Consider the following 16,324-nt stretch of genomic DNA (forward strand, 5'->3'; position numbering starts at 1 on the left):
CGCCCGGTTACATTCCGAACCCGGAAGCTAAGCCTTTCAGCGCCGATGGTACTGCAGGGGGGACCCTGTGGGAGAGTAGGACACCGCCGAACAATTTTTATGGAAGAGGCCCGGCCTCGGATCTTAGGATCCGACGCCGGGCCTCTTTTGCGTTCCCCGCCACCCACCGGAAAACCGGTTTTCGAGCCCGCCTATCAGCCGGGCGTCGAGGACAGGAGGAGCGGGAGCGCGAGGAGGACGAGGAGGGCGCTGGTCCAGAAGGGCGCGAGCGGGCCGGCGCTTGTGTGGAGGGTGGCGGCGGCGGTCAGGGGGCCGAGGGTCGCGCCGAGGTTGAGGGCGGCGGTGGCGTAGGAGCCGGACATGGTGGGGGCGGCGGCTGCTTCGTAGAGGACGCGGGTGATCAGGGTGCCGCCGAGGAGGAAGGACAGGGCGCCCTGGAGGAAGACGAGGGGGAGCAGGGCGGCCGGCCGGTCGGCCAGGAGGGCCAGGGCGAGCCAGCCGAGGAGCAGCAGGGGGCCCGCGGTGGTGAGGACCAGGCCGGGGCGGTGGTCGGCGAGGCGGCCCGCGAGGGTGACTCCGGCGAAGGAGCCGGCGCCGAAGAGCATCAGGGCCACCGGGATCCACAGGCGGCCGAGGCCCGCGGTGTCGGTGACGACCGGTGCGAGGAAGGTGAAGCTCGCGAAGGTGGCCGCGTTCACCAGGGCGCCGAGTACCGCGCCCGCGGGCACCCCGGCGACCGTGGCCACCGTCGTCCCGGAGAGCAGTACGGCCAGCGCGCGGCCCTTGCGGTCGGGGGAGACGAGGGTGACGGCGGTGGTGAGGGCGACGGCGAGGAAGCCCGCGTTCGCGAGCGCGGCGACGATCCGGGTGGCGAACAGGACCGGGAAGCTGCCGGTGACGGCGCCCGCGGGGTGCGCCGCCGCGAAGGCGACGACGAAGGCGAGCAGGCTGCTGCGGGCGGGCCAGGCGCGGGCGAGGGCGGCCATCAGCGGGGCGCCGACGACCATGCCGATCGCGAAGGCCGAGGTGAGCGTGCCCGCGGTCCCGACCGTCACGTCGAGGTCGGCGGCGATGTCCGGCAGGAGGCCGGCCAGCATGAATTCGGAGGTGCCCATGGCGAAGACGGCCATGGCGAGCAGGTACAGCGGAACAGGGAGACGGAGAGGCATCGGGAAAGGCTCCGAGGTGAGGAGATGCACGAGAGGAAACGTGAAAACGTCGTCTCGTCACCGCGGTCAGCACCCGGGGTGCGGCAGCCGTCCAGCCATGGCCGCGCGAAGAGCCGCGCGGAGAGTCGCACGAAAGCCCGGAGGGCCACGAAAGCCCGGAGGGCCGCCCAAAAGCGCGGAGGGCCGCGAAAGGCCGCGCAAAAGGTGCGTGCGAAAAAGGCGGACGGTGAAAGGGAGCTGCGAACTCAGTGGTTCAGGGGGCTGACGGCGTGACCGAAAGCCCCCGCCTTGGATGCCTCGGGGCTCGACATGGCCCGTACGCTACCGGATGCGTGCCCCCAACTACAGTGGCCGTATGCGGTATGACCTGGTCATCTTCGACAACGACGGCGTCCTTGTGGACAGCGAGCCGATATCCAACCGGATTCTCGCCGGGCACCTGACGGAGGTGGGGCATCCGACGACGTACGAGGACTCGATCCGGGACTACATGGGCGCGGCGGTGCACCGGGTGCACGACGTGGTGTGGGAGCGGTCGGGGCGGCGGCTGCCCGAGGGGTTCGACGAGGAGCTGCACGCGCGGGTCTTCGCGGCCTTCGAGCGGGAGCTGGAGCCGGTGGCGGGGGCGGCCGGGGTGCTGGACCGGCTGGTGGCGGAGGGGGTGCCGTACTGCCTGGCGTCGTCGGGGAGCCATGAGCGGATCAGGGTGGCGCTGCGCAGGACGGGGCTGTACGAGCGGTTCGGGGAGGAGCGGATCTTCTCGTCGCAGGACGTGGGGCGGGGGAAGCCGGCGCCGGATCTGTTCCTGCACGCGGCGGCCGTGATGGGGGTGGCCCCCGAGCGGTGCGCGGTGGTCGAGGACAGTCCGTTGGGGGTGCGGGCGGCGGTCGCGGCGGGGATGGACGTGTACGCGTTCACGGCGATGACCCCGGCGGAGAAGGTGGCCGACGCGACGGCCCTGTTCGGTGCGATGGAAGGGCTGCCCGACCTGCTGCTGAGGTGAGCGGGAGCGGTCCGGGGAGCCGTCCGGCGCGGGTTGATCACAATTGTGACCCCCGCCACCTACTCATCCGTAGCTTCCGCGTTTACGCTGCTCGCTCATGGACGAAGCCGCGCAGAGCGCCCCCGGGGGGCCCGCCGCCCCCGTGAAGTACCGGCAGCCGGACGACCGGCTGCGGCACGGGCGGGCCGCGCTCGCGATCAGCTTCTTCGCGCAGGGCGCGCTGTTCGCGCTGCTGGTCACCCGGATTCCGGCGATCCAGGACCGGTACGGCATCAGCGACGGGCTGCTGCCGGTGTTCCTGGCGGCGGTGCCGATCCTCGCGGGCCTGGGCAGCGTGGCGACCGAGTACGTCGTGAAGCGGATCAGGCCGAGTGCGGTGCTGCGCTGGGTGCAGCCGGTGGTGGCCCTGGTCCTGCTGCTGCTCGGCGCGGGCGACCAGTTGTGGATGGCCGCGGTGACGCTGGCGCTGTTCGGGGTGTGCGTCGGCGGTCTGGACGCGTCGATGAACATGCTCGGGGTGAGCCTCCAGCACACCTACGGCCGCAGCATCATGCTCGGCTTCCACGCCTCGTACAGCCTGGGCGGGATCGTCGGGGCGTGTCTGGCGTGGTCGGGGGCGCACTGGCACATCTCGCTGGTGGCGCTGTACGGGCCGGTGGTGGCGCTGCTGATCCCGCTGACGCTGGTGGCGAGCCGCTGGTACGCCGACCAGGAGCAGCCGTCCGTCACCGAGCTGGCGGGCGAGAAGCAGGCCGTCGTGATGCGGCTGCTGATGCCGCTCTGTCTGGTGATGGCCTTCGCGTACATCGGTGACTCGACGGTCTCCAACTGGAGCGCGAAGTACCTCCAGGACACCTTGCACAGCTCGGAGCAGCTCTCCACCGTGCCGTACGCCGTCTACATGGTGACGACGCTGATCGGCCGTTCGGTGGGTGACTTCGGGGTGCGGCGGTACGGTGCCGCGCCCGTCGTCCGGCTGGGGACGGTGCTGGCGATGGCGGGCTTCGCGGTGGTGGCGGTGGCGCCGGGGGCGTGGGTGGGCATGCTGGGCTTCACGCTGCTGGGGCTCGGGCTGTGCGTGATCGTGCCGCAGACGTTCGCGGCGGCCGGGCGGATGTTCCCCGGTGCCTCGGACTCGGCCATCGCGCGGCTGAACATCTTCAACTACGTGGGTTTCCTGGTCGGCTCGCCGCTGGTGGGCGCGCTGGGCGATGTGTGGAGCTACCGCGGGGCGATGCTCGTGCCGATGGTGCTGGTGGGGGCCACGCTGTTGTACGCCAAGTCCTTCGAGGCCGGGCCCGCCGGGTACGGTGTCGGCCATGAGCGGCCGAGCACAGTTGATGTGGGATGAGCGGGTAACCAAGTACGACTTCGGTCCGGGCCACCCGATGGACCCGGTGCGGCTGTCGCTCACGCGCGGGTTGGTGCGGGCCTTCGGGCTCGACCGGGAGCTGTCGGTGGTGGCGGCGCCCGCGGCCGGCGACTCGACGCTGGCGCTGGTGCACCGGGCGGATTACGTGGCGGCGGTGCGGGCGGCGTCCGCCGATCCGGCCGCGGCGGATCTGTCGTACGGGCTCGGTACCGAGGACAATCCGGCGTTCGCGGGGATGCACGAGGCGTCCGCGCTGATCGCGGGGCAGTCGGTGGGCGCGGCCGAGGCGGTGTGGCAGGGCGATGTGCTGCACGCGGTGAACTTCGCGGGCGGGCTGCACCACGCGATGCCGGGCGCGGCGGCGGGTTTCTGCGTCTACAACGACGCGGCGCTCGCGGTGGCCCGGCTGCTGGAGCTGGGCGCGGAGCGGGTGGTGTACGTGGACGTGGACGTACACCACGGCGACGGTGTGCAGACGGCGTTCTGGGACGACCCGCGGGTGCTGACGATCTCGCTGCACGAGCATCCGCGGACGCTGTTCCCGCAGACGGGGTGGCCGGAGGAGACGGGCGGGCCGTCCGCGGAGGGCGGCGCGGTCAATGTGGCGCTTCCCGCGGGGACGGGTGACGCGGGCTGGCTGCGGGCCTTCCACGCGGTGGTGCCGGAGCTGGTGGCGGCGTTCCGGCCGCAGGTGGTCGTCTCGCAGCACGGCGCGGACACCCACTTCGAGGATCCGCTGGCGCATCTGGCGGTGTCGCTGGACGCGCAGCGGCTGGTCGCGGAGGCGTGTCACGCGCTGGCGCACGACCACGCGGAGGGCCGCTGGGTCGCGCTGGGCGGCGGGGGTTACGCGGTGGCCGATGTGGTGCCGCGTACGTGGACGCATCTGGTGGGGATCGCGGCGGGCGCGCCGGTGGCGCCGAAGACGCCGGTTCCCGAGGAGTGGCGGCACGAGGTCTACGCCCGGACCCGGCAGCAGGGGCCGCTGCGGATGACGGACGGCCGTGATCCGCACTGGGCGGACTTCGCCGACTCCGGTTACGACCCGGCGGACCGGCTCGACCAGGCCGTGATCGCCACCCGCCGCGCGGTCTTCCCGCTCCACGGCCTGCTGCCGTAGGGCCTGTCCGGCGGCACGCCGTAGCGCGTTGTCCCCTTTTCCGGCGAGCGTGGCGCTCCTTCTCCACGGAATCCCCCAATTTCGCACACGCCGTCACCGCGTTGTTCGGTAACCCGTTACAGCGGAGCGCGTACGCGTGTGGCGTAGGTCTTCTACGTCCGGAGCGCACTCGGCGCGGGTCACCCGCACGGGGTGTTTTTGGCGGTTTCGTACCCGGCGGGCGGAGGGAGTCGGGACGATCAAGGGGTGCTGAGTGTCGGCGCGCTGCGCGCGCATCTGGTGGCGGCCGGGCTGGCGGGACGGGTCTCGACCCCGAGGGAGAAAAGTCTGCACAGTTACCGGCTCTTCGCGGCGCGGGATCCGCGCCAGACGCTGGGGCTGGATCCGGAAGGGGAGTGGGGCACGGCGGAGTTGCTGCGGCTGATGGCCGACCGCTGCGGTGTGTCGCCGGACCCGGCGGACACCTCGGGGCAGGACACGATCGACCCGGACTGCACGGTGGCGGCGCTGGACGCCTTCGCCGAGCGCCTTGGCAGGGCGGCGCAGGATCGTATCCCCGTTCTGCTGGGGACGGGCCACCCTCATCGGCTGTTGGGCTTCTACGCCTCTTTGGCCGCCGCGCTGTCGGCGGCGGGATGTGTGATTCTCACCCCTGCGTACGGCGGCTACGTCGATATGCCGACACAGTTCGGGGTACGGCGTCACAATCTTTGGTACGTGGGAGGTGTCGCCGTGGTGCGCCCCGTGCCTGGTGCGGAGGGTTCGCAGGAGGGTGCGGGGGCGGGCGAACCGGGTGCTCATACGCACTCCCCGCTGCCCGTCAGAGCGGCCCTCGCGGCAGCCGCGGAGCAGGGCGGAGTGCTGCCGCGGCTGGTGGTCGGGGACCACGGATTCGTATGCGGGGCAGGGCAGTTGGGCATCGAGGCGATCGGTCTCGCCGACTCCGACGACCCCGCGGTGTTCGTCGCGGAAGCGGAGGGCAGGGTGTCGGTCGCGGTACCGCTGGACGACACCGTGCGGTCCGATTACTACCGGCCGCTTACCCGCTACGTACTCCATCGGGCGTGGCTGTCACAGTAATCAACTATTGGCAACTCCTCTTCCCCACTTGCATCATGCGCCCCTAATCTGAGGGGGAGCGCACTTGACTGTTGGAGTCGCCGGAGGGGAAGCCGGTGGCCGTCAGGTGCGGAAAGTTCAGGTGTGTCATGGCTTCAAGCGAAACCAGGCCTCTCAACGAGGTCGTGTTCCTTACCGTGGCCGAAGTTGCCGCGGTCATGCGCGTGTCCAAGATGACGGTGTACCGGCTGGTGCACAGCGGTCATCTGCCGGCGATCCGGGTGGGGAGGTCTTTCCGGGTTCCGGAGCAGGCCGTCCACGACTACCTGCGTGAGTCCTATGTGGGGGTGGGGGTGGGGGAATCTGCCTGATCTCGCCCGCCGAGGGCCGCTGACCGCCTGCGTGGGGCTCGGTTTATGCTCGTCCGCCTCGGGCGGGTAGGCTTGGCCGACGTAGGTCGTGTGGGCTCGGACGCCCCGCACCGAGTGAAAACGAAGCGAGGGTAGTCGTGGGCTCTGTCATCAAGAAGCGGCGTAAGCGTATGGCCAAGAAGAAGCACCGCAAGCTGCTGAAGCGGACGCGCGTTCAGCGTCGCAACAAGAAGTAAGCGGGCTCGACGCAGTACGCCGCTCTTCCTGCCCCCTCCACCGCCCGTAGGCGGTGGAGGGGGCAGTGGCGTTTTCCGGGGCAGGTGTGACGGAGGGGGCAGCGGCGTGACGTCGGCGGCCCGCACAGCGGGCCGTCACTGCGGCGCAACAACGAACGGGTACGGTGCGTACAACCCCGTAGGAAGGCGCTGAACCGTGGGCAAGGTGGTGCTCGTCACCGGAGTCGCGCGACCGATCGGCGGCCGTTTCGTCCGCCGCGTCCTGCGGGAGCCGGAGGTCGACCGGGTGATCGCGGTCGACGCCGTACCGCCCGAGCACGATCTGGGCGCCGCGGAGTTCGTCCGCGCCGACATCCGGCAGCCCATGATTGCCAAGGTCCTCGCGCAGACGTCGGTCGACACCGTCGTGCACCTGGACGTCAGCGCCACCACCACGATGGGCTCCGGCGGCCGGACGCAGGTCAAGGAGACCAACGTCATCGGCACGATGCAGCTCCTGGGCGCCTGCCAGAAGGCCCCGACCGTACGGCGCCTGGTCGTGAAGTCCACCACCAGCGTCTACGGCGCCGCGCCGCGCGACCCGGCCGTCTTCACCGAGACGATGCCCGCCAAGTCGCTGCCGAGCGGCGGCTTCGCGAAGGACGCCGTCGAGGTCGAGGGGTACGTACGGGGCTTCGCGCGCCGCCGCCCGGACGTCGCGGTCGCGGTGCTGCGGTTCGCGAACATCCTCGGCGCGCACGCCGACACTCCGCTCGCGGAGTTCTTCGCGCTGCCCGTGCTGCCCACCGTCCTCGGCTACGACCCCCGGTTGCAGTTCGTCCATGAGGACGACGTGAACGAGGTGCTGGTACTGGCCGCGCTCGACGCGCGGCGCGGGACGCTCAACAGCGGGACGTTCAACATCGCGGGCGACGGGGTGCTGCTGCTGTCGCAGACCGCGCGGCGGCTCGGCAAGCCGACCGTGCCGGTGCTGCTGCCCGCGGTCACCTGGATCGGACGGACGCTGAAGGCCGCGGGCGTCACCGACTTCTCGCGCGAACAGATTCGGCTGTTGACGCACGGCAGGGTGGTGGACACCCGGCAGATGCGTGAGACGCTCGGTTTCGTGCCGGCGTACACCACGGCCGAGACGTTCGCCGACTTCGCGCGCAGCCGCGGGCCCGGGCTGCTGCCGCCGGACCGGATGGCGCGCGCCGTCGACCGGCTCGCCGCGGCGGCGCTGGCGCCCGACGCCGCGGACGCCACCGACGCCGACCACGCGTGACCGCACCAGGCAGAAGGAGTCGAACCATGGCAGACGCCAAGGTGATCCCGTTCGGCGACGATTCGCGGGCGCGGCGTACGGGCTCGGGTTCCGGCTCGGGTCCGGGGTCCGGCTCGGGGTCCGGCCGGTCGCGCGGCGGCCGGTCCGCGGGCACCAGGAAGAAGGACGGCGCCGGGTCGTCCGGCGCGGGCGGGCCGGGCACGCAGCCGCTGGCGGCGGTGCCCGAGGTGCCGGAGACCCAGGAGACGGCCGAGGCGGGCTCAGACCCGGGCGGTACGGGCGCAGCGGTCCCCGCGCAGGCAAGCGGCGGCGGGACCGAAGCGGAATCCGCCACGGGGGCGCGTACGGGTTCCGGTTCCGGGTCCGCTTCAGGGTCCGCTTCCGGTTCCGCCGCGGGGGACGAGGGTCCGGGGCTGGCCGCCGCGCTCGGCGGGGTCGCCGACCGGCTGCTCGGCGGGGACTGGGAGCGGAAGGTCGCCTCCGGCCTGTCGTTCCTGCGGCGCCGGGTCACCGGCGAATACGAGGTCGACGAATTCGGCTACGACGCCGAGTTGACCGAGCAGGTGCTGATGTCGGTGCTGCGGCCGTTCTTCGACACGTACTTCCGGGTCGAGGTGAAGGGCATCGAGAACATCCCCGCCGAGGGCGGGGCGCTGGTGGTCTCCAACCACTCCGGGACGCTGCCGGTCGACGGCCTCATGACGCAGGTCGCCGTGCACGACCACCACCCGGCGGGACGGCACTTGCGGCTGCTCGCCGCCGACCTGGTCTTCATGCTGCCGGTGGTCAACGAATTCGCCCGCAAGGCCGGGCACACGCTGGCGTGCGCGGAGGACGCCGAGGTCCTGCTGGAGCGCGGGGAGGTCGTCGGGGTCATGCCCGAGGGCTTCAAGGGACTCGGCAAGCCGTTCTCGGAGCGCTACAAGCTCCAGCGGTTCGGGCGCGGCGGATTCGTCGCGACGGCGCTGAAGACGAAGGTGCCGATCATTCCGTGCTCGGTGGTCGGCGCCGAGGAGATCTATCCGATGGTCGGCAACTCCCGCACCCTCGCGCGCGTGCTCGGCGTCCCGTACTTCCCCCTCACCCCCACCTTCCCCTGGCTGGGGCCGCTCGGGCTCGTCCCCCTCCCCACCAAGTGGACGATCCAGTTCGGCGAGCCCATCCTCACCGACGCCTACCCGCCCGAGGCGGCGGAGGACCCCATGCTCGTCTTCAACCTGACCGACCAGGTCCGCGAGACTATCCAGCACACCCTCTACAAGCTGCTGGTGGACAGGCGGTCCGTCTTCTTCTGAGGGCGGCCCCGCCACGCGTCGGGCGGTGTTCTTCTGAACGTGAAAGGGCGGCCGGTTCTCCTCGCGGGGAGCCGGCCGCCCTTGGGTGTGCGGTGGTGCTAGTCGTTCGAGTCGTCCACGCCGAGGCCGAGGCCGGGGAGGAGGCCGGGCAGGAGCGGGGGGAGGGTGACGGAGTGGGGCGGGGTGGCGGAGGCGGACGGGGTGTCCGTGGCGCCGTTGCCGCTGCCGGGAGTGCTGTTCGGCGGGGGCGGGAGCAGCGGGCCGCCGATCAGGCCCTCGTGCTGCGGGGTGGTGGGCGACGCCGACGGGTTGCCGCTCGGCGCCTGCCCGGACTTGCTGTCCCCGGACGCGGGCGCGGACGGCGTGCCGGAGCCGGAGCCCGTACCGCTGCCCGTACCGTCGTCGCTTCCGCCGCCGGAACGCCGGTGGCCCCGGGAGCCGGAGGAACTGTCGTCCTTCGGCTTGGGGAGCACGGATTCGAGCGGCTTGACGTCATCGTCTATGGCGGCGAAGACCGACGAGACCTGGTCGGAGACATCGGTGAGCTGGCTGGGCAGCTTGCCCCGCATCTCGGTCCAGCTCTGCCGGTGCGACGCGGCGAAGGTGTTGAGCAGCGCCATCGGCTGGAGCGAGCCGTCCTTCGCGTACGCCTGGGTGAGCAGCCGGTGTCCCTCGGCCGCCTCCTGCCGCATGCCGGACAGCGCCTTGCGCACATCGCCGACGGACTCGTCGTCGAGCTGTCCGCCGCGCTGCCGGTCCATGAGCCGCCGGGCCTCCTGCATGCGCGTGGAGGCCATGTCGAGGTAGACCTTGCCGCGGGAGGCGTCACTGCCCGCCATGTCGAGCTTCAGGTCCTCCATGCCCCGCTTGAGGCCGTAGAGGGTGTCACCTGGCAGCGCGTTCGTACTGGCCGCCGCGACTCCGCCGAAGGCACCGGCGGCGACGCCGACGGACAGGCCGCCGACCGCGAGCCGCCGGGACAGCCGGGAGCGCGGGGTGAGCTTGCGCAGCCGGTGGGCCCCGTGTCCGCCGGTGCCCTCCGAGCGCTGCTCGGGAACCCGGCCGGTGACCTCGAAACTGCCGTCGGCGATGGCCTGTTCCATCGCGGCGATGAGCTGCGCGCGCTGGACGGTCTTCTTCTCGGCGTCCAGTACGGGCGCCGGCCGGTCGCCGATGGCCGCGGCGAGCGACAGCAGCGAGTCCTGTTCGGGATCCGCGTGCCGGGCCGCGGCATGGCTGCCGTGCTGCCCGCTCGCCGGTCCGGCACCGCCGCCACCGCGCTCGCCGGTGGTCTCGTCGAGGACAGCAGCGTCCTCAAGGGCCTGGGCGAAGGCGTTCGCCCGGCGGTGTGCCGTTGCCTGTCCGATCACGGGCGGCACCTCCTCTCGTCATCCACACTCGACTCCCCATGCCGCCCGGAAGGTTGCGTTCCCGGCTGCCGTCCACCCGATCGAGTGAACAGCAACAGGCAGCGCGCGGCACAGATATGTCTGCATGTGATGCAACGAGTGCCGGGCCAGTTGGGTTACGCAGGTCTGATGATCGGGTCGGCTCTGATGATCGGACTGATAGGCCGAATGACGGCCTGCCGGGGTACGGGACAACGCGGACTCACCGGGCGTCTTCCGGTAGCAGCCTGGCCAGGGTGCGGACCGCCCGGTACTGGAGGGTCTTGATCGCCCCCTCGTTCTTGCCCATGATGCGGGCGGTCTCGGCCACCGAGAGACCTTGGAGAAACCGCAGCGTCACGCACTCCTGCTGCTGCGGATTGAGCTTGCGCACGGCCTGGAGCAGCGCCTCGTTCGACAGCGACTCCAGAACGGAGTCCTCGGGGCTGCGCTCGACCTCGTTCGCGTCGAGCATTTCACCGGTGGTCACTTCCAACCGGAACCGGCTCGATTTGAAGTGGTCGGCGACCAGATTGCGGGCGATCGTGACCAGCCACGCGCCGAAGTCACGGCCCTGCCAGGTGAAGGTACCGATTCTGCGCAGGGCGCGCAGGAACGTCTCACTCGTCAGATCCTCGGCCGTGGCTTTGCTGCCGACGCGGTAATAGATGTAGCGGTAGACGGTGTCGGAGTAGTGGTCGTAGAGCCGTCCGAAGGCTTCGGTCTCGCCTTCCTGGGCCCTTTCGACCAGGTCCATCATCCGGCCGCTGTCGGTGTCGGAGGCCGGGCGGCGGGCGGTGGTCGTGGCGGTCGACTGACCGCCGCCGGAGCCGTTGCCCGCGCCGGTGGTGCTGGTGGAGCTGCTGCGGGTGCGTCTGCCTGCGGCTGTGCTGACTTCGGCCAGCGCGTAAGCGTGGCCGGGGACGGTGGGACCGGACGTGGCGAAGGCGGGCACGGCGTACGTGGGGACTGTGCGCATCAGGCGGTCAACCACCAGTGCGCGCAACGCAGCCAGGCCAGAGGTGTCAACCCCGTCGTGTGGGTACACGGGACTCCCAGAGGCAGAACTTCCATCACGTGCAGTACGGGACCGTTCACTCGTCGTGGCGACGTGTGGGTACCGGAATGCGTCTGAGGAGAATAACGCTTCGTACAGGCGACGCTACACCGAGTTGCTCAAATCGCCGTTTCCGCCACTTCCTAAGCGGAATGGTGATCGAGCAATTATCGAACAGGCGCCCTTAGTTGACCACTTCTGCTCGTGAAATGGTCGCGGAGAGAGCGTGTTGTGGTCGTGTTCACGCGTGTCGCTCCCGCCACTTCGGACGCCCCGCGGCGCGGCGGATCCGCGGCGTCACGGGGGTCACAGGCGTCCCGTGACGGCTGCGTCAGGAGTGCCGGCGGCGGCTGATCGCGACGGCGGCCAGGGCGCCGCCCGCCACCGCGCCCATCCCGGCCGCGGCGGGGATGCCGATCTTGGCGGCCTTGCGCCCGGTGCGGTAGTCGCGCAGCCGCCAGCCCTCGGCGCGGGCGTGCTTGCGCAGCCTGCTGTCGGGGTTGATGGCGTAGGGGTGGCCGACCAGGGACAGTATCGGGATGTCGTTGGAGGAGTCGCTGTACGCGGCGCACAGCGACAGGTCCAGGTCCTCGGCGGCGGCCAGGGCGCGTACGGCCTCGGCTTTCGCGGGTCCGTGCAGCGGCTCGCCGACCAGGTGCCCGGTGTAGACGCCGTCGATCGACTCGGCGACCGTGCCGAGCGCGCCGGTCAGGCCGAGGCGGCGGGCGATGATCGTGGCGGTCTCGACGGGTGCGGCGGTCACCAGCCAGACGCGCTGCCCGGCGTCCAGGTGGGCCTGGGCGAGCGCGCGGGTGCCGGGCCAGATCTTGCCCGCCATGTACTCGTCGTAGATCTCCTCGCCGATGGACATCAGTTCCTCGACGCGGTGCCCCTTGATGATGGACAGCGCGCTCTCGCGCACGTCCCGCATGTGCTCGGGGTCCTCGTTGCCCGCCATGCGGAAGTACGTCTGCTGCCAGGCGAAGCGCAGCAGGTCGCGGGTGTCGAAGAACTTCCGCTTGTACAGGCCGCGGCCGAAGTGGAATATCGCGGCGCCCTGCATCACGGTGTTGTCGAGGTCGAAGAAGGCCGCCGCGCGGGGCTGGTCGTGCGCCGGGAACTCAGGTTCGGCGGGCTCGTCCGGCTTCCCCGTCCTGGCGGATTTCGCGGACGCCGCGGATCTCGCGGACGTGACGGTTTCCTCCGGCCCGGCGGAAACCGCGTCCCGCGGCCGGGTCTTGGTGGCCAGGGCGGTCTCCGCGGCCAGTGCCGCGGCCTCGCCTGCCAGCACACTGCGCTCGGTGCCGGCCTGCCTACGGGGGGTGAGCCATCTGCGTGCGGCCATACCGCGAGCATAACCACCCGGCGCGTCAAGCCCTGTTCGCGCACGATGCGGGGGCGTGAACGCCACACGACCGGACAGTGACCGGCTGCGGGTCCCGGCCGGGTCAGCCCGCGGTGAGCGCCGCGCGCAGCCGCTTCTCGTCCACGCGCCAGAACGTGTGCTGCTCGCCGTCGATGAGGACGACGGGGATCTGCTCCCAGTACCGCGCGTACAGCGCCTCGTCCCGGGTGATGTCCCGTTCCTCCACGGCCGCGCCGGTCTCGCCCGCCACCTTCTCGATCACGGTGCGCGCGTCGTCGCACAGGTGGCAGCCGGGCTTGCCGATGAGCGTGACCGTGCGCACGGCCGCCGCGGTGTCGTCGTTCGTCATACGGGCCATTGTGCGCCGGACGGTCCGGGCGCCCGTACGACGGGTTCGCGTACGGGGAACGGGCTCTCGTGCGAGGAACAGGCGCCCGTACGGCGCCGGGTCGCACCACCTGTCACCCGTGACCCTCCGTGCGGCCGTACTGCACCTGTGTCACAGGCGATATGCGGGCGTTACTCGCACTCGCGCACATTCGATTACGATCGAGGTCGTTTTGTACGGCCGGGGGCGATGCGTGAGGAGTGTGACCGCGTGCTCTCGGCTCCGAGCCAGGCTTCGGCGTACGGCTTTGCCGTGGTCGACGTCGAGGCGACCGGTTCGTCGTCGCGGCGGCACCGGGTGGTGGAGCTGGCGGTCGTGCTGCTGGACAAGGACCTGACTCCGCAGGGCGAGTTCACGACGCTCGTCGATCCGCACGGTCCGGTCGGCCCGACGCACATCCACGGCATCGAGGGCGGCGACCTCGGCGGGGCGCCCTCGTTCGACGGCATCGCGGCCCGGCTGCTGAGCCTGCTGCGCGGCCGGGTGCTCGTGGGGCACAACGTGGGGTGCGACCGCTCGTTCCTGGCCGCCGAGTACGCCCGCGTCGGGGTGCGGCTGCCGTCTATACCAGAACTTTGCACGATGCGGATGGCCGCCGCCCGCTTGCCCGCTCCGCACGGACTGTCACTGCGCGACTGCGCTGCGGCAGCGGGCGTCACGGAGTGGCACGCGCACACCGCGCTGGGTGACGCCCGTGCGACGGCTGAGCTGTTCTCGCACTACGTTCGGGGTGCGGAATCGGTCGAATTTGCGGAATCCGCCGTTCTGGACGAGCGGCTGGCGCAGGCCGCCGCGGTGGAATGGCCGCAGGCCACTGGCCTACCGGGGGTCGTTGACGCACTCTGGAAGCGCCGCAGCAACGATTCCGCACGGCGAATGGTGCCCAATGTCCGTAATGGGAGCGCGTGATGCCGGTCACGTCCGCCGGGCAAATCGGACACCATCTTTGTGCACGCGTTCACAAAGACATAGCCTGCTGTCCACGGGGCGGCCCCAAAGACCGTGGTCGTCTTCAGCCCAGCTCTACCCGCAGGAGCACCGTGGCAACTGGCCGATCTCACCGACCGGCGACCCGCAGCCGAGGGATTCCCGAGGCCACCGTCGCCAGACTTCCGCTGTACCTGCGGGCACTGACAGCACTCTCCGAGCGCTCGGTGCCCACCGTGTCGTCGGAGGAACTCGCCGCCGCCGCCGGGGTCAACTCGGCCAAGCTGCGCAAGGACTTCTCCTACCTCGGCTCCTACGGGACCCGTGGCGTGGGCTACGACGTCGAGTACCTCGTCTACCAGATCAGCCGTGAGCTGGGCCTCACGCAGGACTGGCCGGTCGTCATCGTCGGTATCGGCAACCTCGGCGCCGCGCTCGCCAACTACGGCGGGTTCGCCTCCCGCGGCTTCCGGGTCGCCGCGCTGCTGGACGCCGACCCCGCCCTCGCGGGCCGTCTGGTCGCCGGGCTCCCGGTCCGCCACATCGACGAGCTGGAGTCGATCGTCGACGACAACCAGGTGTCGATCGGCGTCATCGCCACGCCCGCCGGCGCCGCCCAGGAGGTCACCGACCGCCTCGTGGCCGCCGGTGTGACCTCGATCCTCAACTTCGCGCCGACCGTGCTGACCGTTCCGGACGGCGTCGACGTACGCAAGGTCGACCTCTCCATCGAGCTGCAGATCCTCGCCTTCCACGAGCAGCGCAAGGCGGGCGAGGACCGCCAGGACCCGGACGGTGACGTACCCGCCGTGATGCCCGCATGAGTGTTCTCGTCGTCGGACTCAGCCACCGCAGCGCACCCGTGAGCGTCCTGGAAAGGGCCGCGCTCACCGGGGACGCCCGCGCCAAGCTGCTCCAGGACGCGCTCGCCGCGGAGCCCGCGGCCGAGGCGGTGGTGCTCTCGACGTGCAACCGCATCGAGCTGTACGCGGACGTCGACAAGTTCCACGCCGGGGTCGCCGAACTGTCCACGCTCCTCGCCCAGCACAGCGGCGTCGGCCTCGAAGAGCTGACCCCGCACCTGTACGTGCACTACGAGGACCGGGCCGTCCACCACCTGCTCTCCGTGGCCTGCGGGCTGGACTCCATGGTCGTCGGCGAGGGCCAGATCCTCGGCCAGATCAAGGACGCGCTGGCCGCGGGGCAGGAGCTGCACACCGCGGGGCGGCTGCTCAACGACCTGTTCCAGCAGGCCCTGCGGGTCGGCAAGCGCGCCCACTCCGAGACCGGGATAGACCGGGCGGGCCAGTCCCTGGTCACCTTCGGCCTGGACCAGCTCGCCGTGACGACGGGACCGCTCGCCGGCCGCCGCGCCCTCGTCGTCGGCGCGGGCTCCATGTCCTCCCTGGCCGCCGCCACGCTCGCGCGCGCGGGCGTGCGCGAGCTGGCCATCGCCAACCGCACGGTCGACCGGGCCGAGCGCCTCGCGGCGACCCTGGCCTCCGACAACGGCGCCCTCGACAGCCGCGCGATCACCATGTCCGAGGTGTCCGCCGCGCTGCGCACCGCCGACGTCGTGGTGTCCTGCACCGGCGCGACCGGCCTGGTGCTGAGCGCGGACGACCTGCGCGCCGCCCTCGCCGAGCGCCCGGCGGGCACCGACCTCGCCGTGCTTGACCTCGCCATGCCGCGCGACATCGACTCGGCCGCGCACGCCCTGCTCGGCGTGCACCTGGTCGACATAGAGTCGCTGGCCGCCGCGTCCGCCGACGCGCCCATGGCCGCCGACGTCGACGCCGTGCGCGCCATCGTCTCCGAAGAGGTCGCCGCCTTCGGCGCGGCTCAGCGTGCCGCTCGCATCACGCCCACCGTGGTGGCGCTGCGCGCCATGGCCGCCGACGTCGTGGCGGGTGAACTTTCCCGCCTCGAAGGTAGGCTGCCCGATCTGGACGACAAGCAGCGCGCCGAGATCACCCAGACGGTGCGCCGCGTCGTCGACAAGCTCCTGCACGCGCCCACCGTGCGGGTCAAGCAGCTCGCGGGCGAACCGGGCGGCGCGGGCTACGCCGACGCCCTGCGCGAGCTCTTCGACCTCGACCCGCAGGCCGTAGCCGCCGTCCGCTCCGCGCCGACCCGCACCACCCTGGGCGTCCCAGAACCGAATCGAGGCCGCTGAATGAACGAGACGGGTGCCCCGCACGAGCCCGGGGCTGTGTCTGATCTGAGGCTGCCGCCGGGTGGGCGCGAGGTGCCGGACGCGGCTGGACGTGCCCCGCAGGGGCGCGGGGAACTGCGCGGCCGGCCGGTGA

16 protein-coding genes and 1 rRNA gene are annotated in these 16,324 nt (G+C 71.3%); 12 read left to right on the forward strand and 5 right to left on the reverse strand.

The window, feature by feature from the left end; genetic code table 11:
• Positions 1-92, forward strand: a 5S ribosomal RNA gene (gene rrf, locus ACZ4EF_RS16110); the annotation flags it as partial.
• Between the two features lie 102 nt (positions 93-194).
• Here rrf and ACZ4EF_RS16115 read toward each other — a convergent pair.
• Entirely contained in the window at positions 195-1,169 is a 975-nt protein-coding gene (locus tag ACZ4EF_RS16115) for an MFS transporter (protein WP_467504975.1), read from the reverse strand.
• Positions 1,170-1,524: 355 nt separating this feature from the next.
• Here ACZ4EF_RS16115 and ACZ4EF_RS16120 point away from each other — a divergent pair, with 355 nt between their 5' ends.
• The 8 genes from ACZ4EF_RS16120 (at position 1,525) to ACZ4EF_RS16155 (ending at position 8,889) form a co-directional block, all read left to right on the forward strand.
• Positions 1,525-2,172 (forward strand): HAD family hydrolase, encoded by a 648-nt coding sequence (locus ACZ4EF_RS16120; protein WP_355340706.1) that lies wholly within the window; start codon positions 1,525-1,527, stop codon positions 2,170-2,172.
• Between the two features lie 169 nt (positions 2,173-2,341).
• Positions 2,342-3,523, forward strand: a complete 1,182-nt coding sequence (locus tag ACZ4EF_RS16125) for an MFS transporter (RefSeq protein WP_467505140.1) — start codon at positions 2,342-2,344, stop codon at positions 3,521-3,523.
• On the forward strand, positions 3,492-4,664 hold the full coding sequence (locus tag ACZ4EF_RS16130; protein ID WP_355340703.1) for an acetoin utilization protein AcuC: 1,173 nt from the start codon (positions 3,492-3,494) through the stop codon (positions 4,662-4,664). Before ACZ4EF_RS16125 ends, ACZ4EF_RS16130 begins: the two co-directional genes overlap by 32 nt.
• A gap of 246 nt (positions 4,665-4,910) precedes the next feature.
• Positions 4,911-5,744: a phosphatase gene (locus ACZ4EF_RS16135; protein WP_391052069.1), complete on the forward strand. Its 834-nt coding sequence runs from the start codon at positions 4,911-4,913 to the stop codon at positions 5,742-5,744.
• 128 nt (positions 5,745-5,872) lie between these two features.
• Complete coding sequence (locus tag ACZ4EF_RS16140; protein WP_188281714.1) at positions 5,873-6,094, forward strand: helix-turn-helix domain-containing protein; 222 nt, start codon at positions 5,873-5,875, stop codon at positions 6,092-6,094.
• Positions 6,095-6,231: 137 nt separating this feature from the next.
• Positions 6,232-6,330 (forward strand): 30S ribosomal protein bS22, encoded by a 99-nt coding sequence (locus tag ACZ4EF_RS16145; protein WP_003948845.1) that lies wholly within the window; start codon positions 6,232-6,234, stop codon positions 6,328-6,330.
• A 196-nt stretch (positions 6,331-6,526) separates the two neighbouring features.
• Positions 6,527-7,594 carry an NAD-dependent epimerase/dehydratase family protein gene (locus tag ACZ4EF_RS16150; protein ID WP_355340696.1) on the forward strand — a complete coding sequence of 356 codons (1,068 nt, stop codon included), beginning with the start codon at positions 6,527-6,529 and terminating at the stop codon, positions 7,592-7,594.
• Positions 7,595-7,620: 26 nt separating this feature from the next.
• Entirely contained in the window at positions 7,621-8,889 is a 1,269-nt protein-coding gene (locus ACZ4EF_RS16155; RefSeq protein WP_467504978.1) for a lysophospholipid acyltransferase family protein, read from the forward strand.
• 98 nt (positions 8,890-8,987) lie between these two features.
• On the opposite strand, the gene ACZ4EF_RS16160 is transcribed toward ACZ4EF_RS16155, so the two are convergent.
• The 4 genes from ACZ4EF_RS16160 to ACZ4EF_RS16175 all read right to left on the reverse strand — a co-directional run bounded on the left by ACZ4EF_RS16160 (position 8,988) and on the right by ACZ4EF_RS16175 (position 13,049).
• On the reverse strand, positions 8,988-10,259 hold the full coding sequence (locus ACZ4EF_RS16160; RefSeq protein ID WP_467504980.1) for a DUF5667 domain-containing protein: 1,272 nt from the start codon (positions 10,257-10,259) through the stop codon (positions 8,988-8,990).
• A 241-nt stretch (positions 10,260-10,500) separates the two neighbouring features.
• Complete coding sequence (locus ACZ4EF_RS16165; protein ID WP_391052059.1) at positions 10,501-11,325, reverse strand: ECF subfamily RNA polymerase sigma factor, BldN family; 825 nt, start codon at positions 11,323-11,325, stop codon at positions 10,501-10,503.
• Positions 11,326-11,665: 340 nt separating this feature from the next.
• Positions 11,666-12,679: an HAD family hydrolase gene (locus ACZ4EF_RS16170; protein ID WP_355340685.1), complete on the reverse strand. Its 1,014-nt coding sequence runs from the start codon at positions 12,677-12,679 to the stop codon at positions 11,666-11,668.
• Between the two features lie 103 nt (positions 12,680-12,782).
• A complete protein-coding gene (locus ACZ4EF_RS16175; protein WP_355340682.1) occupies positions 12,783-13,049 on the reverse strand; it encodes a glutaredoxin family protein in 267 nt (88 codons plus the stop codon).
• A gap of 249 nt (positions 13,050-13,298) precedes the next feature.
• Between ACZ4EF_RS16175 and ACZ4EF_RS16180 the strand changes: the two genes are divergently transcribed.
• The 3 genes from ACZ4EF_RS16180 to ACZ4EF_RS16190 all read left to right on the forward strand — a co-directional run bounded on the left by ACZ4EF_RS16180 (position 13,299) and on the right by ACZ4EF_RS16190 (position 16,191).
• Positions 13,299-13,997, forward strand: a complete 699-nt coding sequence (locus tag ACZ4EF_RS16180; RefSeq protein ID WP_467504983.1) for a 3'-5' exonuclease — start codon at positions 13,299-13,301, stop codon at positions 13,995-13,997.
• A 131-nt stretch (positions 13,998-14,128) separates the two neighbouring features.
• The gene (locus ACZ4EF_RS16185; RefSeq protein WP_188281706.1) at positions 14,129-14,839 is read left to right on the forward strand and encodes a redox-sensing transcriptional repressor Rex; all 711 of its coding nucleotides are present in this window, start codon (positions 14,129-14,131) and stop codon (positions 14,837-14,839) included.
• Positions 14,836-16,191 (forward strand): glutamyl-tRNA reductase, encoded by a 1,356-nt coding sequence (locus ACZ4EF_RS16190; protein ID WP_401855356.1) that lies wholly within the window; start codon positions 14,836-14,838, stop codon positions 16,189-16,191. The genes ACZ4EF_RS16185 and ACZ4EF_RS16190 overlap by 4 nt, the downstream gene beginning before the upstream one ends.
• Positions 16,192-16,324: the final 133 nt, after the last annotated feature.

The sequence above is a fragment of the Streptomyces sp. NPDC025721 genome (assembly GCF_055558595.1).